The 21541-nt window shown below is 74.2% G+C and carries 10 protein-coding genes; 5 read left to right on the top strand and 5 right to left on the bottom strand.

Annotated elements, in window-relative coordinates; translation table 11 throughout:
- Positions 1-17: 17 nt before the first annotated feature.
- From ACZ7L0_RS36720 to ACZ7L0_RS36700, 5 genes are all read left to right on the top strand, one after another.
- Entirely contained in the window at positions 18-1613 is a 1596-nt protein-coding gene (locus ACZ7L0_RS36720; protein ID WP_471246904.1) for an FAD-binding oxidoreductase, read from the top strand.
- 66 nt (positions 1614-1679) lie between these two features.
- Complete coding sequence (locus ACZ7L0_RS36715) at positions 1680-2561, top strand: YegS/Rv2252/BmrU family lipid kinase (protein WP_471246903.1); 882 nt, start codon at positions 1680-1682, stop codon at positions 2559-2561.
- 83 nt (positions 2562-2644) lie between these two features.
- Complete coding sequence (locus ACZ7L0_RS36710) at positions 2645-5017, top strand: ATP-binding SpoIIE family protein phosphatase (RefSeq protein ID WP_471246902.1); 2373 nt, start codon at positions 2645-2647, stop codon at positions 5015-5017.
- A 31-nt stretch (positions 5018-5048) separates the two neighbouring features.
- Entirely contained in the window at positions 5049-10673 is a 5625-nt protein-coding gene (locus ACZ7L0_RS36705) for an Ig-like domain repeat protein (protein ID WP_471246901.1), read from the top strand.
- A 152-nt stretch (positions 10674-10825) separates the two neighbouring features.
- The gene (locus ACZ7L0_RS36700; protein WP_471246900.1) at positions 10826-12556 is read left to right on the top strand and encodes a hypothetical protein; all 1731 of its coding nucleotides are present in this window, start codon (positions 10826-10828) and stop codon (positions 12554-12556) included.
- 65 nt (positions 12557-12621) lie between these two features.
- Here the strand turns inward: ACZ7L0_RS36700 and ACZ7L0_RS36695 are convergent, their stop codons facing one another.
- The 5 genes from ACZ7L0_RS36695 to ACZ7L0_RS36675 form a co-directional block, all read right to left on the bottom strand.
- Positions 12622-13263, bottom strand: coding sequence for a cutinase family protein (locus tag ACZ7L0_RS36695; protein WP_471246899.1), 642 nt, complete (start codon positions 13261-13263; stop codon positions 12622-12624).
- Positions 13264-13405: 142 nt separating this feature from the next.
- Positions 13406-14635, bottom strand: coding sequence for a PucR family transcriptional regulator (locus tag ACZ7L0_RS36690; RefSeq protein WP_471246898.1), 1230 nt, complete (start codon positions 14633-14635; stop codon positions 13406-13408).
- Positions 14636-14757: 122 nt separating this feature from the next.
- Positions 14758-15702: an alpha/beta hydrolase gene (locus ACZ7L0_RS36685; RefSeq protein ID WP_471246897.1), complete on the bottom strand. Its 945-nt coding sequence runs from the start codon at positions 15700-15702 to the stop codon at positions 14758-14760.
- A gap of 21 nt (positions 15703-15723) precedes the next feature.
- The gene (locus ACZ7L0_RS36680; RefSeq protein ID WP_471246896.1) at positions 15724-19713 is read right to left on the bottom strand and encodes an acyltransferase domain-containing protein; all 3990 of its coding nucleotides are present in this window, start codon (positions 19711-19713) and stop codon (positions 15724-15726) included.
- Entirely contained in the window at positions 19710-21458 is a 1749-nt protein-coding gene (locus ACZ7L0_RS36675; RefSeq protein WP_471246895.1) for a fatty acyl-AMP ligase, read from the bottom strand. Before ACZ7L0_RS36675 ends, ACZ7L0_RS36680 begins: the two co-directional genes overlap by 4 nt.
- Positions 21459-21541 lie beyond the last annotated feature (83 nt).

Raw genomic sequence — 21541 nt, 5'->3', positions numbered from 1 at the left:
GGTGAGGACAACCGCCAATGGACATGCTGTGGAGTGGCTGGGGCGACCCGGCCGAGGCGGCACCGCTGCCCGAGACGGTGACCGGACTGCTGCGCGACCTGCTGGGCGTCAAGCCGCGGCCGGCCGGACCGCTCGGCCTGGAGGACATCACCGTCCCCGCGTCACCGCTCGACTCCGCCGCGCTCCGGGCGCTGGCCGCCGCCGTGGGCGGCGACGCCCACGTCCGCACCGACGCCGAGACCCGCATCCGGCACACCCGGGGCAAGTCCACCCCCGACCTGCTGCGGATCCGGGCCGGGGACGTTCAGGACGTGCCCGCGGCCGTCGTCCTCCCGGCCGGCCACGACGACGTGCTCGCCGTACTGCGCGTGTGCGCCGAACACGGCCTCGCCGCCGTACCGTTCGGCGGCGGCACCTCCGTCGTCGGCGGCCTCGCCCCCGCCCGGCGGGGCCCCTTCGTCGCCCTCGACCTGCGCCGCATGAACCGGCTGCTCGCCGTCGACCCCGTCTCCCGCACCGCCACCCTGCAACCCGGGCTGCGCGCCCCGCACGCCGAGGCGCTGCTGGCCGAACACGGCTTCACGCTCGGGCACTTCCCCCAGTCCTACGAGTGGGCGACCATCGGCGGCTTCGCCGCCGCCCGCTCCAGCGGCCAGGCCTCCGCCGGCTACGGGCGCTTCGACGAGATGGTCCTCGGCCTCACCCTCGCCACACCCGAGGGCACCCTCGACACCGGCCGCGCTCCCCGCTCCGCCGCCGGACCGGACCTGCGCCAGCTGATCCTCGGCTCCGAGGGCGCGTTCGGCGTCATCACCTCCGTCACCGTCCGGGTCCGTCCCGTCCCGGACGTCCGCCGGTACGAGGGCTGGCGCTTCGCCTCCTTCGAGGAGGGCTCCGCCGCACTGCGCCGGCTCGCCCAGGACGGGCCGCGCCCCACCGTGCTGCGCCTGTCCGACGAGACCGAGACGCTGATCGGCCTCGCCCAGCCCGACGCGATCGGGGCCGAGGGCGCGCCCCAGAACGCCGGATGCCTCGCGATCGTCGGATACGAGGGCACCGAGGAGGACACCGCCCACCGCCGGGAGCGAGCCTGTGCCGTGCTGCGCGACTGCGGTGGCACGTACGCCGGCGCGGAGCCGGGCGAACGCTGGGCGCACGGCCGCTACTCGGCGCCCTACCTCAGGGACTCTCTGCTCGACGCGGGCGCGTTCGCCGAGACGCTGGAGACCGCGGCCTTCTGGTCGCGCATCCCCGAGCTGTACGCCTCCGTCCGCACGGCCCTGACCGCCACGCTCACCGAGGCGGGCACCCCGCCCCTGGTCTTGTGCCACATCTCCCACGTCTACGAGAACGGCGCCTCGCTGTACTTCACCGTCGTCTCCGCCCAGGGCGACGACCCGGTCGCCCACTGGGCCCCCGCCAAGCGGGCGGCGGGCGAGGCGATCCTCGCCGCGGGCGGCACCATCACCCACCATCACGGTGTGGGCACCGACCACCGGGACTGGTACGTCCGCGAGGCCGGTCCGCTCGGCGTCGAGGCCCTCCGTGCCGTCAAGCGGCGCCTGGACCCGGACCTGCTCCTCAACCCCGGCGTGCTCCTGCCCACGGACTGATCCGTCCGGCCGTCAGCCCGCCCCTCCCGCACACCCCGCCCGCGTCACCGCCCCGGAGGCTCACCCATGCGACAGTTCACCGCCGTCGTCAACCCCACCGCGGGATCGGCCGGCGCGGCGGCCACCCTGCTCCAGGTGGCCCGCGTGCTGCGGGCGGCCGGGGCCGAGCTGGAGACGGAGTACAGCCGCAGCCTGGCGCACGCCCAGGACGTCGCGCGCGGCGCGGGGGAGCGGGGCCGGGTGGTGCTCGCGGTCGGCGGCGACGGCATCGCCGGCGGCGTCGGCGGGGCGCTGAGCGGCACCGACTCCGTACTCGGCCTGGTCCCGGCCGGCCGGGGCAACGACTTCGCCAGGGCGCTGGGGCTGCCCAGCGAACCCGAGGCGCTGGCCCGGATCCTGCTGGAGGGGGAGCCGCGCCCGGTGGACACCATCGAGGTGCGCTCGGCCGTCCACGACGCGGCGGTGGTCCTCGGCAGCGTGTACGCGGGGGTCGACGCGCTGGCCAACCGCCACGCCAACCAGGCCCGGCTGCTGCGCGGCGCCGCCCCCTACTACGCGGGCGGCCTGCGGGCCGTGACCACCTGGCGCCCGGCGACCTACCAGGTCACCGTCGACGGCCGGCCCCACACGCACCGCGGCTACACCGTCGTCGCCGCCAACTCCCCCTACTACGGCTCCGGCCGCATGATCGCCCCCGGCGCCCGTGTCGACGACGGCCTCCTCGACGTCGTGATGATCCGAGAGGCGCCGCGCCGGCTGTTCTTCACCCTGATGAACGAGCTCAGGTCCGGCGCACACGTCCAGCGGCCCGAGGTCCACATCGTGCGCGGCCGGGAGATCCGTATCGAAGCCGACCGCGAGGTGCCCTACGGCGCCGACGGCGAGGTCGAGGCGGCCCTGCCCGTCACGGCGAGGGTGCTCCCGGGCGCGCTGAAGGTGCTGTACTGACGGGCGCGACCCGACTTGTCCGAACCATACGCGGCGCGCACGCTGGGACTGTGAGTGACGTCACCAGTGTGAATTGAGTAAGAATGGCCGCTTATGATCACACGCATGGTCACTACACGTGGTCATCCGAGGCCGCGACGGCCACCATCAGCCCCGAGGGCGTCGTCACGGGATGGAGCGAGGCCGCCCGGCGCCTGCTCGGCTACCGCGCCGCGGAGGTCGTGGGGCGCGCCGCGGCCGACCTCCTGATCACCCGGGAGCGCCCCACGGCGGCCGGCCTCTCCCTGACCGGCTCCGAGGAATGGAGCGGCACGGCGGCGCTGCGGCACCGGGACGGCCACCGTGTCGAACTGACCCTGCACGCCCAGCCCTCGCTCGGCGGCGACGGCACCACGCGGGGGTTCGTGGTGGCCGCCACCACCAACCCCGCCGAGTCGGAGCGCGACCGGAGGATGGTGGAGTGGGCGTTCGGCCAGTCGTCGATCGCGCTCTCCGTCTACACCTCTGCCTCGCGCTCCTGGCTGCCGGACGCGGAAGGCGGCGCGGAGGTCTCGGCCGCCCGAGCCGACGAGGGGTTCCTGCGCTGTGTCCGCCGGGCCGCCGAAGAGGCCAGGCCGATGCGCTACGAACACTCCGCGGCGGATCCCGGCCCGACGCGCCAGCGCGCCTGGGCCATCGAGCTGTGGCCCGTCCGGGACCCCGCCACGGGTGCGGTCGCCGGGGTGGGTACCGCGACGTTCGACAGCAGCGAGCAGCGCTCGGCCAGTCAGCGGCTGGCCCTGCTGAAGGAGGCGGGCATCCGGGTCGGCACCACCCTGAACGTGACGCGCACCGCCCAGGAACTCGCCGTGCTGGCCGTTCCGGGGCTCGCCGACTTCGTGAGCGTGGACCTGCTGGACTCCGTGATGCGGGGCGAGGAGCCGGTCTCCGGATCCGTGGACGCCGCCGTCGCGCTCCGTCGCGTCGCCCACCACTCCCGCGCCGCCGACGTGCCCGAGGCCGTCGTCGACCTCGGCGCGATCGACACCTACCCGCCGTTCGCACCCCCCGCCCGCGCCCTGGCCGGCGGGCACCCCGTGCTCAGCGGCACGGACGACCCCGACTTCACCCGGTGGATCTCCGGCGACGAGACGAGGTCCTCCCGGGTCCGGGAGTACGGATTCCACTCGGTCATGGCCACCCCCCTCCGGGCCCGGGGCCTCACCCTCGGGGTGGCGGTCTTCGTGCGCGGAACGGGCTCCGAGCCCTTCGCGCGGGACGACCTGGTCCTCGCCGAGGAACTCGCGGGCCGGGCGGCCGTCGGCGTGGACAACGCCCGCCGCTACACCCGTGAGCGCGCCAACGCGCTCACCCTCCAGCGCAGCCTGCTGCCCCGTGACCTGCCCAAGCAGACGGCCGTCGAGGTGGCCTACCGCTATCTGCCGGCCGGCACCAGCGCCGGCGTGGGCGGCGACTGGTTCGACGTCGTCCCCCTGTCGGGCACCCGGGTCGCCCTGGTCGTCGGCGACGTGGTCGGGCACGGCATCCACGCCTCCGCGACCATGGGGCGGCTGCGCACCGCGGTGCGCACGCTCGCCGACGTGGACCTGCCGCCGGACGAACTCCTCACCCACCTCGACGACCTCGTCACCCACCTCACCTCGGAGGACGACGGCATCGCCGGGGACGAGCCGTACACCGGTGAGATCGGGGCCACCTGCCTGTACGCCGTCTACGACCCCGTCTCCCGCGTCTGCACCCTCGCCAGCGCCGGCCACGTCCCGCCCGCCGTACTGCTCCCCGACGGCACGGTCAGCATCGCCCACCTCACGCCCGGACCGCTGCTGGGCGTCGGTGGCCTGCCGTTCGAGACCACCGAGATGGAACTGCCCGAGGGCAGTCTGCTGACCTTCTTCACCGACGGCCTGATCGAGGCACGCGAACGTGACGTCACCCTCGGCCTGACCCGCCTCTGCGAAGCGCTGGCCTCCCCGGTTCCCTCGCTCGAGGTCACCTGCGACACCATCCTCAAGGCCATGCTGCCCGACAGCCCCGTGGACGACGTGGCACTGCTCCTCGCGCGGACCCGGGCCCTGCACGCCGACCAGGTCGCCGCCTGGGCCCTGCCCTCCGACCCCGCGATCGTGGCCGACGCCCGCGCCCGGACCAGCCGGCAGCTCGCCGCCTGGGGCCTTCAGGACGCGGCGTTCATCACCGAGCTGGTGGTCAGCGAGCTGGTCACCAACGCCATCCGCTACGGCCAGGTGCCCATCGGACTGCGGCTGATCCGGGACCGGACCCTCATCTGCGAGGTGTCCGACGCCAGCAGCACCGCCCCGCATCTGCGCCGGGCCCGCAGCTACGACGAGGGCGGCCGGGGGCTGCACATGGTCGCCCAGCTCACCCAGGGCTGGGGCACCCGCCAGACCCCCCGGGGCAAGACCATCTGGGCCGAGCAGTCCCTCCCGGTCGGCTGACCAGGGCGACGACGCCTCCTTCCGGCGGACCATGCCGACCGGCGCACGGCGATCGTTGTGCGCCGGTGTCGTGGGCGGTCTCCGCGCTGCTCGCGCGGCTTGTGCGCTCGGCCGGTCGGAGGATTCGGTCTCGTGTTTCTGGCGTGTCGAAACCGGTCGGACGCGTACTGGTGACACCGACCGGAGCCGCCCATCTCCCTGTCGGGGGACGGCGATCAGTGATGCCCTGCATCCGTCACCGCCAGTAGCGGCCCTCGGCAGTGAGAGACGAGAGACGGCCTCGACCACCTCGATCTCTTCGGAGGGCCTCCTCATGCCTGCGACCGTAACCTTAGTAACGACCGCGCCGAATCCTGCGGTATTCGGTCAGCCGGTGACGCTGACCGCGACCGTCATCCCGCTCGGGCCGGGGACTCCGACCGGGACGGTCACCTTCACCGTCAGCGGCGGGCCGACCGTGACGGTGCCCGTCGTGGGCGGTACGGCAACGGCGACGGTCAACAACCTTTCCGTCGGAACCCACGCGGTCACCGCCACCTACAGCGGTGACGCCAACTTCACCCCGTCGACGCGTTCCACCACCCAGGCCGTCATCCGGGCGTCCACCAAAACGACGGTGGTCTCCGCACCGGATCCATCGGTCTTCGGCCAGCCGGTGACGATCACTGCGACGGTGGTGCCGGTCGCGCCCGGGACGGGCACGCCGACGGGCACCGTCACCTTCGTCATCAGCGGGGGGCCGACGCTGACGGCACCGCTGGTGGGGGGAACGGCGACGGTCACCGCGAACACGCTGAGCGTCGGCCCGCACACGATCACCGCGATCTACGGCGGGGGTGTCAACCACCTGCCGTCGTCGGGGACGGACACGCACACGGTGCAGGGCAAGGGAGCCACCACGACGACGGTGACCTCCTCGCCGGATCCGTCGGCGGTGGGGCAGCAGGTGAGCTTCACGGCCACCGTGGCGCCGGTGCCCCCAGGACCCGGCACGCCCACAGGCACGGTGACCTTCACGTTCGGGGACGGGTCGCCGCCGGTGACGGTTCCCCTGGTGGGAGGTGCGGGCACGGCCAACCACACCTACACCAGCGCGACCGGCAGCCCGTACACGGTCACCGCGACCTACAGCGGTAACGCCAACCTCAACTCCTCCACGGGCACCGACACCCAGACCGTGCTGCCGGCGGCGACGACCACGACGGTGACCTCCTCGCCGGATCCGTCGGTGGTGGGCCAGCCGGTGACCATCACCGCGGCGGTGGCGCCGGTGGCGCCGGGTGCGGGGACGCCGACCGGGACGGTGACGTTCACCTTCGGGGACGGGTCGCCGCCGGTGACGGTGCCACTGGCCGGTGGCACCGCCACGACCACGCACGCCTACACCACCGCAACGGGCAGCCCGTTCACGGTGACGGCCACCTACAGCGGCGCCGGGAGCTTCACCGCGTCGTCGGGCACGGACACCCAGACCGTGGGCGCCTCAGGCACCACGACGACGGTGACCTCCTCGCCGGATCCGTCGGCGGTGGGCCAGCCGGTGACCATCACCGCGACGGTGGCGCCGGTGGCGCCGGGCGCGGGCACGCCCACCGGCACGGTCACCTTCGTCTTCGGCGACGGGTCGCCGACCCAGAGCGGCACACTGGTGGGCGGCACCGCGACGGTCACCCACGCCTACACCTCCGCGACCGGCAGCCCGTTCGCCATCACCGCCACCTACGCCGGCAACGGCGACTTCGCCGGTTCCTCGGGCACCGACACCCAAACCGTCAGCCCCGCTGCCACGACCACGACGGTCACGTCCTCACCGGATCCGTCGACGGTCGGCCAACCGGTCGGCATCACCGTGGTGGTGGCCGCCGACGCGCCCGGCGCCGGAACGCCGACCGGGCAGGTGACCGTCAGCTTCGGGGACGGGTCACCCGCCCAGACCGTGACGCTGGTGGGCGGCACGGCGACGGTCACCCACACCTACACGAGCGCCACCGGCAGCCCGTACACCATCACCGCCTCCTACGGCGGGGACAGCGACTTCACCGGCTCGACCGGCACCGACACTCAGACGGTGACCGCGGCCGGGACGGAGGTCACTGTGACCTCCAGCCCGGATCCGTCGGTGGTGGGGCAGCAGGTGACGTTCACCGCCGCTGTCGCTCCCACCGCTCCGGGGGCGGGGTCCCCGACGGGGACGGTGACCTTCGACTTCGGTGACGGCAGCGCGACGGTGACGGTGCCGGTCGCCGGCGGCACCGCGACGGCCACCCACACCTACACCACCGCAGTCGGCAGCCCGTTCACCGTCACCGCGGACTACAGCGGCGACGCCGACTTCCAGGCGGCCACCGGCATCGACACCCAGGCGGTGACCGCGGCCGGGACCACGACGACCGTCAGCTCCAGCCCGGATCCGTCGGTGGTGGGGCAGCAGGTGACGTTCACCGCCGCTGTCGCTCCCACCGCTCCGGGGGCGGGGTCCCCGACGGGGACGGTGACCTTCGACTTCGGTGACGGCAGCGCGACGGTGACGGCGGCGGTGGTGGGCGGTACGGCCACCTCCACCCACACCTACACCTCCGCCTCCGGCAGCCCGTACCCGGTGTCGGCGAGTTACAGCGGTGACGGTGACTTCACCGGTTCGACCGGCACCGACACCCAGGCGGTGACCGCGGCCGGGACCACGACGACCGTCAGCTCCAGCCCGGATCCGTCGGTGGTGGGGCAGCAGGTGACGTTCACCGCCGCTGTCGCTCCCACCGCTCCGGGGGCGGGGTCCCCGACCGGGACGGTGACCTTCGACTTCGGTGACGGCAGCGCGACGGTGACGGCGGCGGTGGTGGGCGGTACGGCCACCTCCACCCACACCTACACCTCCGCCTCCGGCAGCCCGTACCCGGTGTCGGCGACTTACAGCGGTGACGGTGACTTCACCGGTTCGACCGGCACCGACACCCAGGCGGTGACCGCGGCCGGGACCACGACGACCGTCAGCTCCAGCCCGGATCCGTCGGTGGTGGGGCAGCAGGTGACGTTCACCGCCGCTGTCGCTCCCACCGCTCCGGGGGCGGGGTCCCCGACCGGGACGGTGACCTTCGACTTCGGTGACGGCAGCGCGACGGTGACGGCGGCGGTGGTGGGCGGTACGGCCACCTCCACCCACACCTACACCGGCACCTCCGGCAGCCCCTACACCGTCACCGCCACCTACAGCGGCGACCCCGACTTCGCCACTTCCATCGGCACCGACACCCAGACCGTCAATGCGGCGGGAACCACCACCACCGTCACCACCAGCCCCGACCCCTCCGTGGTCGGCCAACCGGTCGGCATCACCGTGCTGGTGGCCGCCGACGCGCCCGGCACCGGAACGCCGACCGGGCAGGTGACCGTCAGCTTCGGGGACGGGTCACCCGCCCAGACCGTGACGCTGATGGGCGGGACGGCGACGGTCACCCACGCCTACACCGGCACCGTGGGCAGCCCGTACACCGTCACCGCCACCTATGCCGGGAACGCCGACTTCAACGCCTCCACCGGTACCGACACCCAGATCGTGGGCGTGGCCCAGACGACCACCACGGTCACGTCGACTCCCGACCCGTCCGTCCTCGGCGAGCAGGTGACGATCACCGCCACGGTGACGCCCACCGCCCCCGGAGCGGGGACGCCCGGCGGGACGGTGTTCTTCGTCGTCAGTGGCGGACCGGTCCTCAGCGCTCCCGTCACCGCGAGCACCGCCACCGTCACCACCAGCGCCCTGACGGTCGGGCCCCACACCATCACCGCCATCTACACCGGCAACAGCAACTTCGGTCCGTCGGTCGGCACCGACACCCACACGGTGAACCAGTCGGCCACGACGACCGCGGTGACGTCGGCACCCGACCCGTCCCTGGTCGGTGAGCAGGTGACGGCCACGGCGACGGTGACAGCGACCGCTCCGGGTGCGGGGACGCCGACGGGGACCGTGGTCTTCGACTTCGGCGACGGCTCCACGCCGGTCCCCGGAGTCGTCGTGGGCGGCACGGCCACGGCCCCCCACACCTACGCCACGACGACCGGTAGCCCGTTCACCATCACCGCGACCTACGGTGGAGACACCAACTTCGCAGGCTCCTCGGACACCGACTCCCACACGGTCGGCGCGGTGGACACCACGACCACGGTGACCTCCTCGCCGGATCCGTCCGTGGCCGGCGAGGCGGTGACGGTGACGGCGACGGTGAGTGCGGACGCTCCGGGTGCGGGGACGCCGACGGGGACGGTGACCTTCGACTTCGGCGACGGGACGCCCGTCGCGACGGGGACCCTGGTGGGCGGCGTGGCCTCGGTCACGCACGCGTACGCCACCACGGCGGGCAGCCCGTACACCATCACCGCCGTCTACGCTGGGAACGGCGACTTCAACCCGTCCACCGGAACCGACACCCAGACCGTGGGCCAGGCCGCGACGACCGCCGTGGTGACGTCCGCTCCCGATCCGTCGGTGATGGGCGAGGCGGTGACGGTGACGGCGACGGTGAGCGCGGACGCTCCGGGTGCGGGGACGCCGACGGGGACGGTGACCTTCGACTTCGGCGACGGGACGCCCGTCGCGACGGGGACCCTGGTGGGCGGCGTGGCCTCGGTCACGCACGCGTACGCCACCACGGCAGGCAGCCCGTACACCATCACCGCGACCTACGGCGGGGACACCGACTTCGCCGGTACCACGGGCACGGACACGCAGACCGTGGGCCAGGCCGCGACGACCGCCGTGGTGACGTCCGCTCCCGATCCGTCGGTGGTGGGTGAGCCGGTGGCGGTGACGGCGACGGTGAGCGCGGACGCTCCGGGTGCGGGGACGCCGACGGGGGCGGTGACCTTCGACTTCGGCGACGGTACGTCGGCCGTCACCGCAACCCTCATCGGCGGTACCGTGACGACCTTCCACACCTGGACGGACGTGGCGGGGAGTCCCTACACCATCAACGTCTCGTACGGTGGGGACACCGACTTCGCCGGTACCACGGGCACGGACACGCAGACGGTGAACCAGGCCGCGACGACCGCCGTGGTGACGTCCGCTCCCGATCCGTCGGTGGTGGGTGAGCCGGTGGCGGTGACGGCGACGGTGAGCGCGGACGCTCCGGGTGCGGGGACGCCGACGGGGACGGTGATCTTCGACTTCGGCGACGGGTCGGGGACGGCCTCGGCGACGGTGGCAGGCGGGGTGGCCACGGCCACGCACGTCTACACGGACGCGGCGGGCAGCCCGTACACCATCACCGCGACCTACGGCGGGGACACCGACTTCACCGGGGACACCGCGACGGACACGCAGACGGTGAACCAGGCCGCCACCACAGCGACGGTGACGTCCGCCCCCGACCCGTCGGTGGAGGGCGAGTCGGTGGCGGTGACGGCGACGGTGAGCGCGGACGCTCCGGGTGCGGGGACGCCGACGGGGACGGTGATCTTCGACTTCGGCGACGGGTCGGGGACGGCCTCGGCGACGGTGGCAGGCGGGGTGGCCACGGCCACGCACGTCTACACGGACGCGGCGGGCAGCCCGTACACCATCACCGCGACCTACGGCGGGGACACCGACTTCGCCGGGGACACCGCGACGGACACGCAGACGGTGAATCAGGGAACCACCGAGACCGGCCTGTAATCAGCACTGGAACCATGATCGACGTCCGACCGGTGTTTCCGGTCGGGCGTCACCCTCATCGGGGTGCTTCCGCGTGACAAAGGCACTCTCAACTGCTGTGTTCTTGTGAGCATCAGCCGATCGCGCCGCCCCCGCGGTCCTACGGTCCGGCTATGAAGACGAGTCGCAGCAGAGGAAGAACCGCGAAGGCCCTGCACAGCGCCGCGCTGGCGGTGCTGCTGACCACCGGGACGCTCACCGCGGCGGCCCCCGGGGCCCGGGCGGCGAACGCGCGGACCGAGACCCCGGTGGCCTCGGCGAGTCCGGTCACCGGCGTGAGCGAGTCGGCGGTGCGGGTGCGAGTGCCGTTGCCGGCGTCCTTCGGGGCCCGTCCGGCGGCATGCGACTGGCTGTCCTACCTGCGCTACCGCTCCTCCGACGGGCCCGCCGCGTCGGCCGACGCCGACCGGATCCTGATCGCCCAGCCGGGCATCCTGGAGGGAGCCGGGGCGTTCGACGGCGTCGCCCGCAACACCGTGGCCCGCGCCGCCGAGCAGGGCGAGCACATCGAGTTCTGGGCGCTGGACCGGCGCTCCAACTGCCTGGAGGACCACACCGGCATCGCCTCCGGCGACCAGCACACGGCCGTCGACTACTACTACCGGGGCAAGCAGGTCGACGGGCGCACCTTCGCCGGGTTCACCGGCAACGACCGGCTGGGCTGGATGGCGAAGCTCGGCATCGAGCAGACCGTCCGCGACCAGTACGACCTGCTCACCGCCGAACTGCCCGACCAGCAAGTGCGCAAGCGGAAGGTGCTGTGCGGCGGACACTCGCTCGGCGGTGTCATCACCGGGTACTTCGCCGCCGCCGACTTCGACGGTGACGGCGCCACCACGGCCGACGCCGGATACAATCAGTGCGCCGGCTACTTCGCCCTCGACACCACCGTCTCCACCTCCCTCGGAGACCTCAGCGGCAGCATCCCGGACGACACCAACCTGCCCGACATCGGCCTCGGTTACGGTGTCGTGCAGGCCGGGCTCGACAGCGGAGTGCTGCCGCGCGCGCTGTCCGCGCCGGTCCTGCTCAACCCCGAGACGATGACCCTGCTGGCCATCGCCGGCGTGGGCGCCGTACAGGACGCGGGCGCCGAGGCCGACCTGCCGGGCTACCTGCCCGCAGGCGTCAACATCGAGGCGACCAACCGCTTCCTGTTCTCCAAGGACGCCGCCGCCTTCCTCACCGGCACACCCGCGGTGAAGGACTTCCGGCTCACCAACGCGGCGGTGCTCGGGGCGCTGCTGGACGACAACTCCGTACCGCTGGCGTTCCTGCAGAGCAGCGTGGGCTTCTTCGACGGCGGCCCGATCGCCGACAAGAGCTTCCCCGTCGCCAACGGCGACTCCCAGCAGCCGGGGCTGTTCGGCACGGCCTACAAGGCGATCCCGGACAAGCCCCACGGCCCGCTCTACACATGGCGGGATTACGACCGTGTCGGCGACCCCGACGACCCCGGCTACCGGTCGGCCGACGGCACGCCCTTCACCAGCGCCGGCAAGGAGGTCACCGACCTCCAGGAACTGGCCCGCAGCCTGGCCGAGCAGCCGCTGGACTTCACCGAGCAGTATTTCCCGACCAAGCTGGTCACCGACCTCGAACTGGCCACCTCCCCGCAGGTGAAGCGGCTCGTCGCGCACCCGCAGGGGCTCACCGCCAACCCGACGCTCACGGTCCTCGCGGGCGACGGACTGCTGGCCGGCCGCATCCCCGCCGACCTGCACCCCGTGGTCGCCGACGGCTACCAGCACCTCGACGTGCTGACCGCGGCGCCGGTGCAGAACAACGGGCGGCCCGAGCCCGTCTCCACCAGCCTGGCCGCGTTCGCCCGCTCGCCCCGGTAGCCCCACCGCACACCCGAAGGGCCCGGGAGGATCTCCTCCCGGGCCCTCGTCGTGGCAGGCCTCGCTCAGACCTTGCCCGCGGCGAACGTGGCCGCCGCGTCGGCGTTGTTGAAGTAGCCGAGATGCGCGAGGACGTCACCCCCGCCGCTCTCGCAGATCGGGTCGCCCTTGGCGCAGAAGTCGATGGTGCGGCTCTGGTAGGTGCCGGTGACGCTTCTGCCGAGGGCCCGGATCGGGTTGCCGAACAGCAGCACCGCGGCCACCCTCGGCGCGAGCGAGGTGGGTATGGTGGCCACGATGGGGCTGCCGACCACCGCGCCGTCGCTGCTGATGCCGATGGAGTTGTCCACGACGTTCGCGCCCTGTGAATATCCCACGAGAACGAAACGCTGGTTCGGACAGGCGGCGGCCTGGCTGTTGACGTGGTTCACGAGGTCCGCGTTTCCTTGCGCGGCCGAGGTGAGGGAAAGGTCCGCGGGATAGTTCACCTTGTAGCTGGACAGGCTCTTTCCTGTCAGTTTCTTCTGCAGCGCGGAATACACCGGGTCGCCGACGATCGCGCCCAGCGTGCCCGGCTCGAAAGTGCCGCGGGCCGCGACGACGTCGATGTCCGTGCAGGTGGCGGCCGTTGCCGTGGGTGCCGAGAGGGTGGTCAGTCCGGCCCCGCCGAGCAGCGAGAGCGCGGCGAGGCACAAGCGGATACGCATGAGGATCCTTTGCGGGTGGGGCGCGATGACGCGCCTGCGGAAAAGGACGCCCCGAAGGTATTCGCGTTTATTGACCGGGTGTTATGGACGGGAATTCAGAAACTCCCGGGATTTTGTTGCCGAATTGAGCGGGGGTGAAGGGTCACGGGGTGCACGTGCCCGGGTCCCGCAGTTCCTCGGCACGCAGGGCCAGGATGAGGTCCAGACGCGTGCCGGGGTCGTGCAGGGCGTCGCCGAACAGCTTCTCCAGCTGGCGCAGGCGGTAGCGGACCGTCTGCGGATGGACGTGGAGCCGTGCGGCGACGTCGGGCACGTTGCTGCCGCTGATCAGCCAGGCCAGCAGCGTCTCGGCGAGCCGGGGCCGCTGGCCCTCGGAGACCGCGTCCAGGGGGGCGAGGACCCGCGCCTCCAGCTGGGCGAGCAGCGGCTCGTCGCTGTGTAGCAGCAGGGTCGACAGATGGTCGGCGCAGCGCACCACGCCCTGGCGGGGCAGCACCCCGCGGCCCATCAGCCCCAGGGCCCGGGTGGCCCAGTGCAGCGACTGCGCCGCCTGGAGGAGCGGGACCGTCGGACCGATCGCGGCCGGACGGCCCCGTAGCGCCAGGGCGAACGCCCGCCCGCCGAAGCGGCCCGAGCCGTCCGGGTCGGGCACCAGCATCCGCGGCGGCCGGGACGCCATGTCGACCAGCGCCCCGGCCGCCGCCAGCGGCCGGTCCTCCTCGCGCTGCTCCGGGGTGGCCGCGAGCGCGACGACGGCGACCTGCCGGGGCACCGACCACCGCGCGCCGTGCGCCAGGTCCTGCACCGCCTCCAAGGACACCGCTCCGTCACTCAGCAGCATCTCCAGCAGCCGCCTGCGCCGCCGCTCCAGCTCGTCCGTGCTGCGCAGCTGGGCCTCGGCGTAACCGGCCGCCGCCGCCTCGGCGACCTCGTGCACGGTCCGGAACGCGAGCTCCCCGAGCGCGGCCACGACCGCGGAGTCCAGCCCCAGTTCCTCCGCCGTACGGCCCATCAGCCGCCAGGCGTGCAGCCCCCCGACGCGCAGCGCGGACTGCAGCGCGTCCAGACTGCGGCCCTCCAGGGCCTCGCCGCGCCCGAGTTCGTAGTACGTGGCCGCGATCGCCTCCCCCCGGCCGCGCGGATCGGCGATGTGGTCCACGAACAGGGTCAGCGCCTGCACCACCCCGGCCCGCAGGTTCCTGCCGTACGTCCCGTCGGCCGGCCGCGCGTACTCCGGAACCTGGCCGCGGACCTCCTCCTCCACCTCGTCGGCCACCGCCTCCAGCTGGGCGCGCAGCAGCTCGGCCAGCTCGGGGGGCATGGGCGGCACCGCCGGACCGGCCGGCACGCCGCGCGGGGTGGGGACGGCCATCGCGGACACTCCATTCACCCGGAACCGGCTCACCCTCGGGCTGTTGCCCGTGGGGCGAGGGGCATGTCCTGGGTTGGACGGACGTCCCCTGCGCTCCGTTCCGTGCCCCGACGGCACCGACATCACTCCGGCACTCCCAGTGCACGGGCGAGCATCGGCCACGAGGCGGTGAACTCCCGTTTCCAGTAGGTCCAGCTGTGTGCTCCTCCGGTGTAGTAGTGGGTGGTGACCGGGATGCCGAGCAGGGCGAGCGTGTCGGTGAAGGCGTGGGCGGAGAGCCACAGGGCGCTCTCCAGCGCCTCGGGCAGCAACTCGTCGGTGCCGCCCGCCAGTCCGCTGCCGCTCGACACGTACAGCGGGGTGCCGCGCAGTCCCGTGGCACGGGCCCGCGGGTTGAAGTCCCGCCAGGTGAGCAGGTTCAGGATCGGATTGCCCCAGAGGGTGAGCGGCAGCAGGTTCTCGCGGGCCACGATGGCGTCCACGATGGGGGGCACCCCGGGCGCGGTGGTGTCGAGGATCCCGCTGTAGGAGGCCGCGGCGGAGAACACGCCCGGATGGCGGGCCGCGTGGGCCATCGCGCCGTAGCCGCCGGTGGAGACCCCGGCGACGGCCCGTACGCCGGAGGCCCGGTAGTCACGGGCGAGCAGCGCCGGGACCTCCGTGAGCTGGAAGGTCTCGTAGTCGGGCCCGCTGCGCCAGGCGCTGGGAATGCCGGTGGGGCCCCCGTCCGGCATCGCCACGATCATGTCGCGGCCCTTGGTGAAGGCCTCGATGTCCGTCTCCCGCGTCCAGGACGTGTAGTCGTCGTGGGCGCCGTGCAGCAGGTACAGGACGGGGTAGGTCCGCCCGGTCTGGGTGTCGAAGTCCGACGGCAGGATCAGCCGTACCGGCGCGCTCCGGCCGAGCGCGGGGGAGGACACGGTGACGTCGAGGGTGCGCGGTCCGACCCGGGTCGCGGCCCCGGCGCGCGCGGTAGCGGTCGCGGCGCCGAACAGGACGGCCAGCGAGGTGGCCGCCGCGGCCCTGGTGACGGCGCGTCGGGACACTCCTGTGGTGCGGTGGGGCATGGCGGCTCCTCGTGATCCGGTTCAGCGGCTCTGCGCGGCGAGTGCGCGCCGCAGGTCGGCGGCGATCTCGTCGACGTGTGGGGGGTCGAGCAGCGACAGATGGTGGCCCGCGACCGGTACGACCGTCAGGCGCGGGCACACCTCGTCCCAGCCGAGCGCCTCGTCGTCGCGCTCGTACGCCGGGTCGCGCACGGTGTGCGGGGCGGGCTCGGTGGCCCGGTACAGGACCACCCGCCCGTCGTAGCGGCCCGGGCGGTGGGCCTCGCCGATCCTCAGGTCCAGGTAGGAGGAGCGCTGGTGCTCCAGCGCGGCGGCGGGCAGGTCTGCGGCCTCGCGCAGGGCCCGCAGCACGGTGTCGATGCGCTCGCGGTCGTCGTCCGTCGCCACGAGTTCGTCGTACGGCAGCTCCAGCCGGACCCCGTAGGCGTCGGCGACGTGGCGGGCGAAGCCGGTGAAGTGGGCGCGGATCCGGTCGGCCGGGGTGCGTCCGGGCTGGGGGAGGGGCCGTACGGAGTCGATGAGCACCACCAGCTCCACCTCCCGCCCGGCGGTGGACAGCTGCCGCGCCGCCTCCTGGGCGACGAACCCGCCGAAGGACCAACCCCCGAGCAGCAGCGGCCCGTTCGGGTGGGCGGCGGTGACCGCTTCGGCGTAGCGGCGGGCCTTCTCGGTCACCGTCCGGGCCTCCTCGACCCGGTCCAGCCCGTACACCGGCCGGTCGTCCCCGAGCCGGTCGGCGAGCGGCCGGTAGACGTCGGTGGGGCCGCCGGCGGCGTGCACGAGGAAGAGCGGGGCCCGGCCGCCGGTGGTGCGCAGGGGCCGCAGCGGGGAGTCCTCGCTCGTGGGGAGCGCCCGCCCGACGCGGTCCGCCGCTTCCTGGACGGTCGCGGCGCCGAGCAGGTCGCGCAGGGGCAGGTCGATCCCGAACTCGCGGGCCACGGCGGTGCGGATACGGACCGCCATCAGCGAGTCCAGGCCGAGGTCGGCCAGTGCGGTGGCCGGGGTGATACGCGCCGGCGGATGTCCGGTGACGGCGGCGATGTGGTGGCACAGCCGGGCCGGGACCGAGGTGTCGTCCGCGACGGCGGTCTCTTCCACGGGCGCTGCCGCCGGTTCCCGGGTGGCCGTGGTGGCGGTGCGGCCGTCCGTCCACCAGTGCCGGACATGCCGCCAGCGCGGCGCGGGCAGGTCGACGACCCGGCCGGGCGGCAGCGGCAGCCGCCCGCCCGCCGCGTACAGGGCGCCCAGCCGCGCGAGGAACCCGGCGGAGCCGTCCGCGTCCCGGCGCAGCGTCCCGATGGCGAGGGCGCCGGGTACGGCGTCGGTGACGGCCCGCGTCAGCACCGGATGCGGCGAGATCTCGACGAACGCGGTGTGCCCGTCGGCCGCGGCCGACGCGACGGCCCGGTCCAGACGCACCGGCCTGCGCAGGTTCGCGGCCCAGTGGGCGGCGTCGAACGGGCAGGCGCCGCGCGGATCGTCGAGGACGGTGGAGTAGACGGGAACGCGCGGGGCTCTGCCCTGGATGTCGGCCAGCGCCCCGGTCAACTCCGGCAGCAGGGGATCGACCTGGGGAGAATGCCCGGCGCCGGCGACCCGCATGGCCCGGGCGGCCCGGCCCTCCCGCTCCAGCCGCCGTACGAGCCGGGCCACCGCCGGTTCCTCCCCGGTGACCACCTTCTGGGTGGGCGAGGAGTGGACGGCGACGTGCACGCCGGGGAAGTCCCGTTCCAGGGCGTCCAGTTCGCCGTCGTCGATGTCGACGACGGCCATCGCGCCGCCGCGCAGCCCGCTGAGCAGCCGGGCCCGTACCGCGACGACCCGGGCCGCGTCCGAGACGTCCAGGGCGCCCGCGCACACCGCGGCGGCCACCTCGCCCAGGGAGTGCCCGATGACGGCGGCGGGTTCGACACCGTGGGACCGCCACAGCTCCGCGAGGGCTACCTGGAGACCGAACAGGACGGGCTGGGCGACCTCCAGACGGTCGAGGTCGCCGCCGGAGGCCAGGTGGTCGTAGAGGGACAGGCCGCACTCCGGGGCGAGCTGCGCGTCGAGTTTCTCCACGGCGGCGGCGAAGGCGGGTTCCTCGGCCAGCAGCCGCCTCCCCATCCCGGCCCACTGGCTGCCGTACCCGGAGAAGACCCACACCGGTCCGCGCCCGACGAGCTCGCGGTCGTCGCCCACCACCCGCGCATGGGGCAGGCCGCGCGCCAACGCGTCCAGTCCGTCGGCGAGTTCGTCGCGGTCACCGGCGACGACGGCGGCGCGCACGGGCCCCCGGCCGGCCCGTCCCGCGAGCGTGCGCGCCACGTCGGCGGGGTGTGCGGCGGCGCCTTCCGGAGTGCGGAGCCAGTCGGCGAGCCGGGAAGCGGTGTCCCGGACGCGTTCGGCGTCGACGTCGGACAGGAGGTGGAGGCGGGCGGCCGGTTCCTCGGTGGCGGGCGGCGCCAGGAGGCCGGGACGCCACTCCTCCAGCACGGCATGGGCGTTGGTGCCGCCGAAGCCGAACCCGGAGACCCCGGCGACGGCCGTGCCGCCGTAGCGGGGCCACGGCTCGGCCTCGGTCACCACCCGCAGCCGTACGTCCTCCAGGGCGCTGCCCCCGGTGCAGTGCAGGGACGGCGGAATGACGTCGTGGTGCAGCGCGAGCACCGTCTTGACCAGCCCGGCGACGCCCGAGGCGGACTCCAGGTGGCCGAGGTTGCCCTTGACCGAGCCGAGCAGCAGCGGCTGGTCGGCGTCCCGGCCCGGCCCGAGCACGGCGCCGAGCGCGCCCGCCTCGATCGGGTCGCCCAGCGGGGTGCCGGTGCCGTGCGCCTCCACGTAGTCGACGTGTGCCGGGGTGAGCCCGGCCCGCCCGTAGGCGGTGCGCAGCAGGGCCTGCTGGGCCGCCGGGTTGGGCGCCAGGAGGCCGCCCGACCGGCCGTCGGAGTTGACGGCGGTGGCGCGGATGACGGCCAGCACACGGTCGCCGTCCCGCTCGGCGTCCGACAGCCGCTTCAGCAGCACCGCCGCGCAGCCCTCGCCGCGCCCGATGCCGTCGGCCGCCGCCGAGAACGGCTTGCACCGCCCGTCCGGCGCGAGGGCCCCCGCCCGCCCGAAGGCGACACCGATGGTGGGGGAGAGCAGCAGGTTGACCCCGGCGGCGATCGCCGCGTCGCTCTCGCCCGTACGCAGGCTCACACACGCGTGGTGCACCGCGACCAGGGACGAGGAACACGCGGTGTCGACGGCCATGCTCGGCCCGCGGGTGTCCAGCACGTACGCCAGCCGGCCCGCGGTGACACTCAGCGCCGCCCCCGCGGGAGCCCATGGATCGACGGCGGCCGGGTCGGCGCCGGTGAGCTGCCCGTACTCGGGGGCGGACACGCCGACGAAGACACCGGTGGCGGTGCCCGCGAGCGAGGCGGCCGGGACGGCGGCGTGGTCGAGTGCCTCGTGGACGACCTCCAGGAGGATCCGCTGCTGCGGGTCCATGACGGCGGCCTCGCGCGGGGTGACGCGGAAGAAGTCCGCGTCGAACCCGGCGATGTCGTCGAGATAGCCGCCGTACGGTGGCGCGTCGGAGGGCGGGAAGGCGGTGAAGTCGCGCCACCGGTCCCCGGGGACGCGCCGGATCGCGTCCACGCCCTCGCTCAGCAGCCGCCAGTAGTCGCCCGGCCCGTGCACACCCCCGGGCAGCCGGCAGCCGATCCCGACGACCGCGACGGGCTCACCGGGGTCCACCGGGGCCGCGGCGGCCTTCGTCGCCGCGGGTGTGACCTCCACGGGTGTGTCGCACAGGCGGGCCACCAGGTCGGCGCCGGTGGGCGCCTCCCACAGCAGCGTCGGCGGCAGTTCCCGGCCCGCCAGCCGGGACAGCTCCCCGGCCAGCACGACCGCGTCCCGCGAAGCCATGCCGAGGTCCGCCAGCGGCCGGTCCATCGGCACGTCCTCGGCGGGGGTGCCGCTCCAGGCGGCCACCCGCTGTGCGATCAGGCGGCGCAGCGCGCCCTCGTCGACGGCCCTCATTCCGCGCTCTCCGTGGCGTAGACGCCCTCCAGGTAGCGTGCGCGGGTCAGCGCCCGGGCCACCTTGCCGCTGGACGTACGGGGTACCGCGCCCGGCGGGACGAGGACGACGTCGGCCAGCCGCAGCCCGTGCCGGGCGGAGACGGCCGCGCGCACGGCGCGCACCAGGTCCGGTACGTCGATCCCGGCCAGGGTCGTGGTCCGGGTGTGCTCGGCGACGACGACCACCCGCTCGCCCTCGCCGCCCGGGACGCCGAAGGCGGCGAGCCGGTCGCGCCGCACGGCCGGATGCGCGTCCTGCGCCGTGGCCTCCACGTCCTGCGGGTAGTGGTTGCGGCCGTCGACGACGATCAGGTCCTTCAGCCGGCCGGTGACGATCAACTGCCCGTCCAGGACGGTCCCCAGGTCGCCGGTGCGCAGCCAGCCCCCCGGCTCCGCCGGTTCGTCGGCGAAGGCGGCGCCGAAGACGCGCCGGGTCTGCTCGTCCTGGCTCCAGTAGCCGCGCCCGACATTCGGGCCCCGCACCCAGATCTCGCCGACCTCCCCCTCGGACAGGGCGGCGCGGGACACCGGGTCGGCGATGCGGACCCGCTGGCCCGCCGGAGTGCCGCAGCCGGCCAGTGGCACGGCGGTGGGGTCGTCGGGCCGTGCGGGCAGGGCCTTCCCGGCGGCGAGGGCATCGCGGTCGAGCGAGAACCGGCGCGGCGGCTCCCCGGGCCGGGCCGCGCTGACGAACACGGTGGCCTCGGCGAGCCCGTACGACGGGCAGTGGGTCCGCGGCGCGAGCCCCTGCGCGGCGAAAGCGGCGTGGAAGCGGTCGGCGGTACCGGGCCGGACCGGCTCGCTGCCGTTGATCAGCGCGGCGACGCCGTCCAGCCGCAGGCCCGCCTTCTGCGCGTCGGGCACGGCCGAGGCGCAGTAGTCGTAGGCGAAGTTGGGCGCGGCGCTCACCACGCGCGGATGCGCGCCCAGCAGCCGCAGCCAGCGCACGGGCTCGTGCAGGAACGCCACCGGATCCATGAGCACCGACAGCAGACCGCGCACGACCGGGGCGGCGACGCTCAGCACGAGCCCCATGTCGTGGTAGAGCGGCAGCCAGCCGACGCAGGTGAGCGGATGGTCGTCGGCACCGTAGGCGGTCAGCGCCTGGCGGGCGTTGGCGACGACGTTGGCGTGGGTGATCTCCACGCCCGCCGGGGTGCGGGTCGAGCCGGAGGTGTACTGCAGGTAGGCGATGGCCGCGTCGTCCGGCGCGATGGGCCGCCAGTCCCCGGCGGCGTCGTCGGGCACCTGGTCGGCGACGACGATCCGCACCGGCGTGCCCGCGCAGAACTCCCGCACCTCCTCCAGGGCACGGCTCGTCGTCACGACGGCCGCCGGACGCGCGTCGGCCAGGACCGCCGAGAGCCGGTCGCCGTGCCCGGGCAGACCGGGTGGGAACAGCGGTACGGCGACCAGCCCGGCGGCGAGCGCCGCCAGGAAGGCGGTGACGTACTCCGTCCCCTGCGGGCACAGCAGGGCCACCCGCTCCCCGGGCTCGGCCCGCTCGGCGAGCCGGGCGGCCAGCGCCCGCACCCGCAGGTCCAGGCGCCGCCAGGTCAGGGTGCGGTGGACGCCGCGCGACTGCGGGGCGGGATGGTCGACGAAGGTGAACGCCCTGCGGTCGGGGGTGGTTTCGGCCCAGTGCCTTACGTGTTCCGGCAGGGTCCGGTACGCGGGCGCGAGCGGGGGGCGGCGGCTGTCCATCGGGCGGGGCTCCTCACATCGCGGGATCGGCTTGGGGGTCGCGCCGGTCGCGGCGGTCGGCGCGGTCGGGGCGGTGGGACCGG

Source organism: Streptomyces sp. NPDC039424 (assembly GCF_055639495.1).
The sequence above is the reverse complement of the archived record's forward strand: the minus strand, read 5'-3'. Positions and strand labels throughout refer to the sequence as shown.

What these genes read in the sequence shown, in the direction of transcription:
- ACZ7L0_RS36720 (WP_471246904.1), top strand. Translation starts at nt 18, where the DNA reads ATGGACATGCTGTGGAGTGGCTGGGGCGACCCGGCCGAGGCGGCACCG.
- ACZ7L0_RS36715 (WP_471246903.1), top strand. Translation starts at nt 1,680, where the DNA reads ATGCGACAGTTCACCGCCGTCGTCAACCCCACCGCGGGATCGGCCGGC.
- ACZ7L0_RS36710 (WP_471246902.1), top strand. Translation starts at nt 2,645, where the DNA reads ATGGCCGCTTATGATCACACGCATGGTCACTACACGTGGTCATCCGAG.
- ACZ7L0_RS36705 (WP_471246901.1), top strand. Translation starts at nt 5,049, where the DNA reads ATGCCGACCGGCGCACGGCGATCGTTGTGCGCCGGTGTCGTGGGCGGT.
- ACZ7L0_RS36700 (WP_471246900.1), top strand. Translation starts at nt 10,826, where the DNA reads ATGAAGACGAGTCGCAGCAGAGGAAGAACCGCGAAGGCCCTGCACAGC.
- ACZ7L0_RS36695 (WP_471246899.1), bottom strand. Translation starts at nt 13,263, where the DNA reads ATGCGTATCCGCTTGTGCCTCGCCGCGCTCTCGCTGCTCGGCGGGGCC.
- ACZ7L0_RS36690 (WP_471246898.1), bottom strand. Translation starts at nt 14,635, where the DNA reads ATGGCCGTCCCCACCCCGCGCGGCGTGCCGGCCGGTCCGGCGGTGCCG.
- ACZ7L0_RS36685 (WP_471246897.1), bottom strand. Translation starts at nt 15,702, where the DNA reads ATGCCCCACCGCACCACAGGAGTGTCCCGACGCGCCGTCACCAGGGCC.
- ACZ7L0_RS36680 (WP_471246896.1), bottom strand. Translation starts at nt 19,713, where the DNA reads ATGAGGGCCGTCGACGAGGGCGCGCTGCGCCGCCTGATCGCACAGCGG.
- ACZ7L0_RS36675 (WP_471246895.1), bottom strand. Translation starts at nt 21,458, where the DNA reads ATGGACAGCCGCCGCCCCCCGCTCGCGCCCGCGTACCGGACCCTGCCG.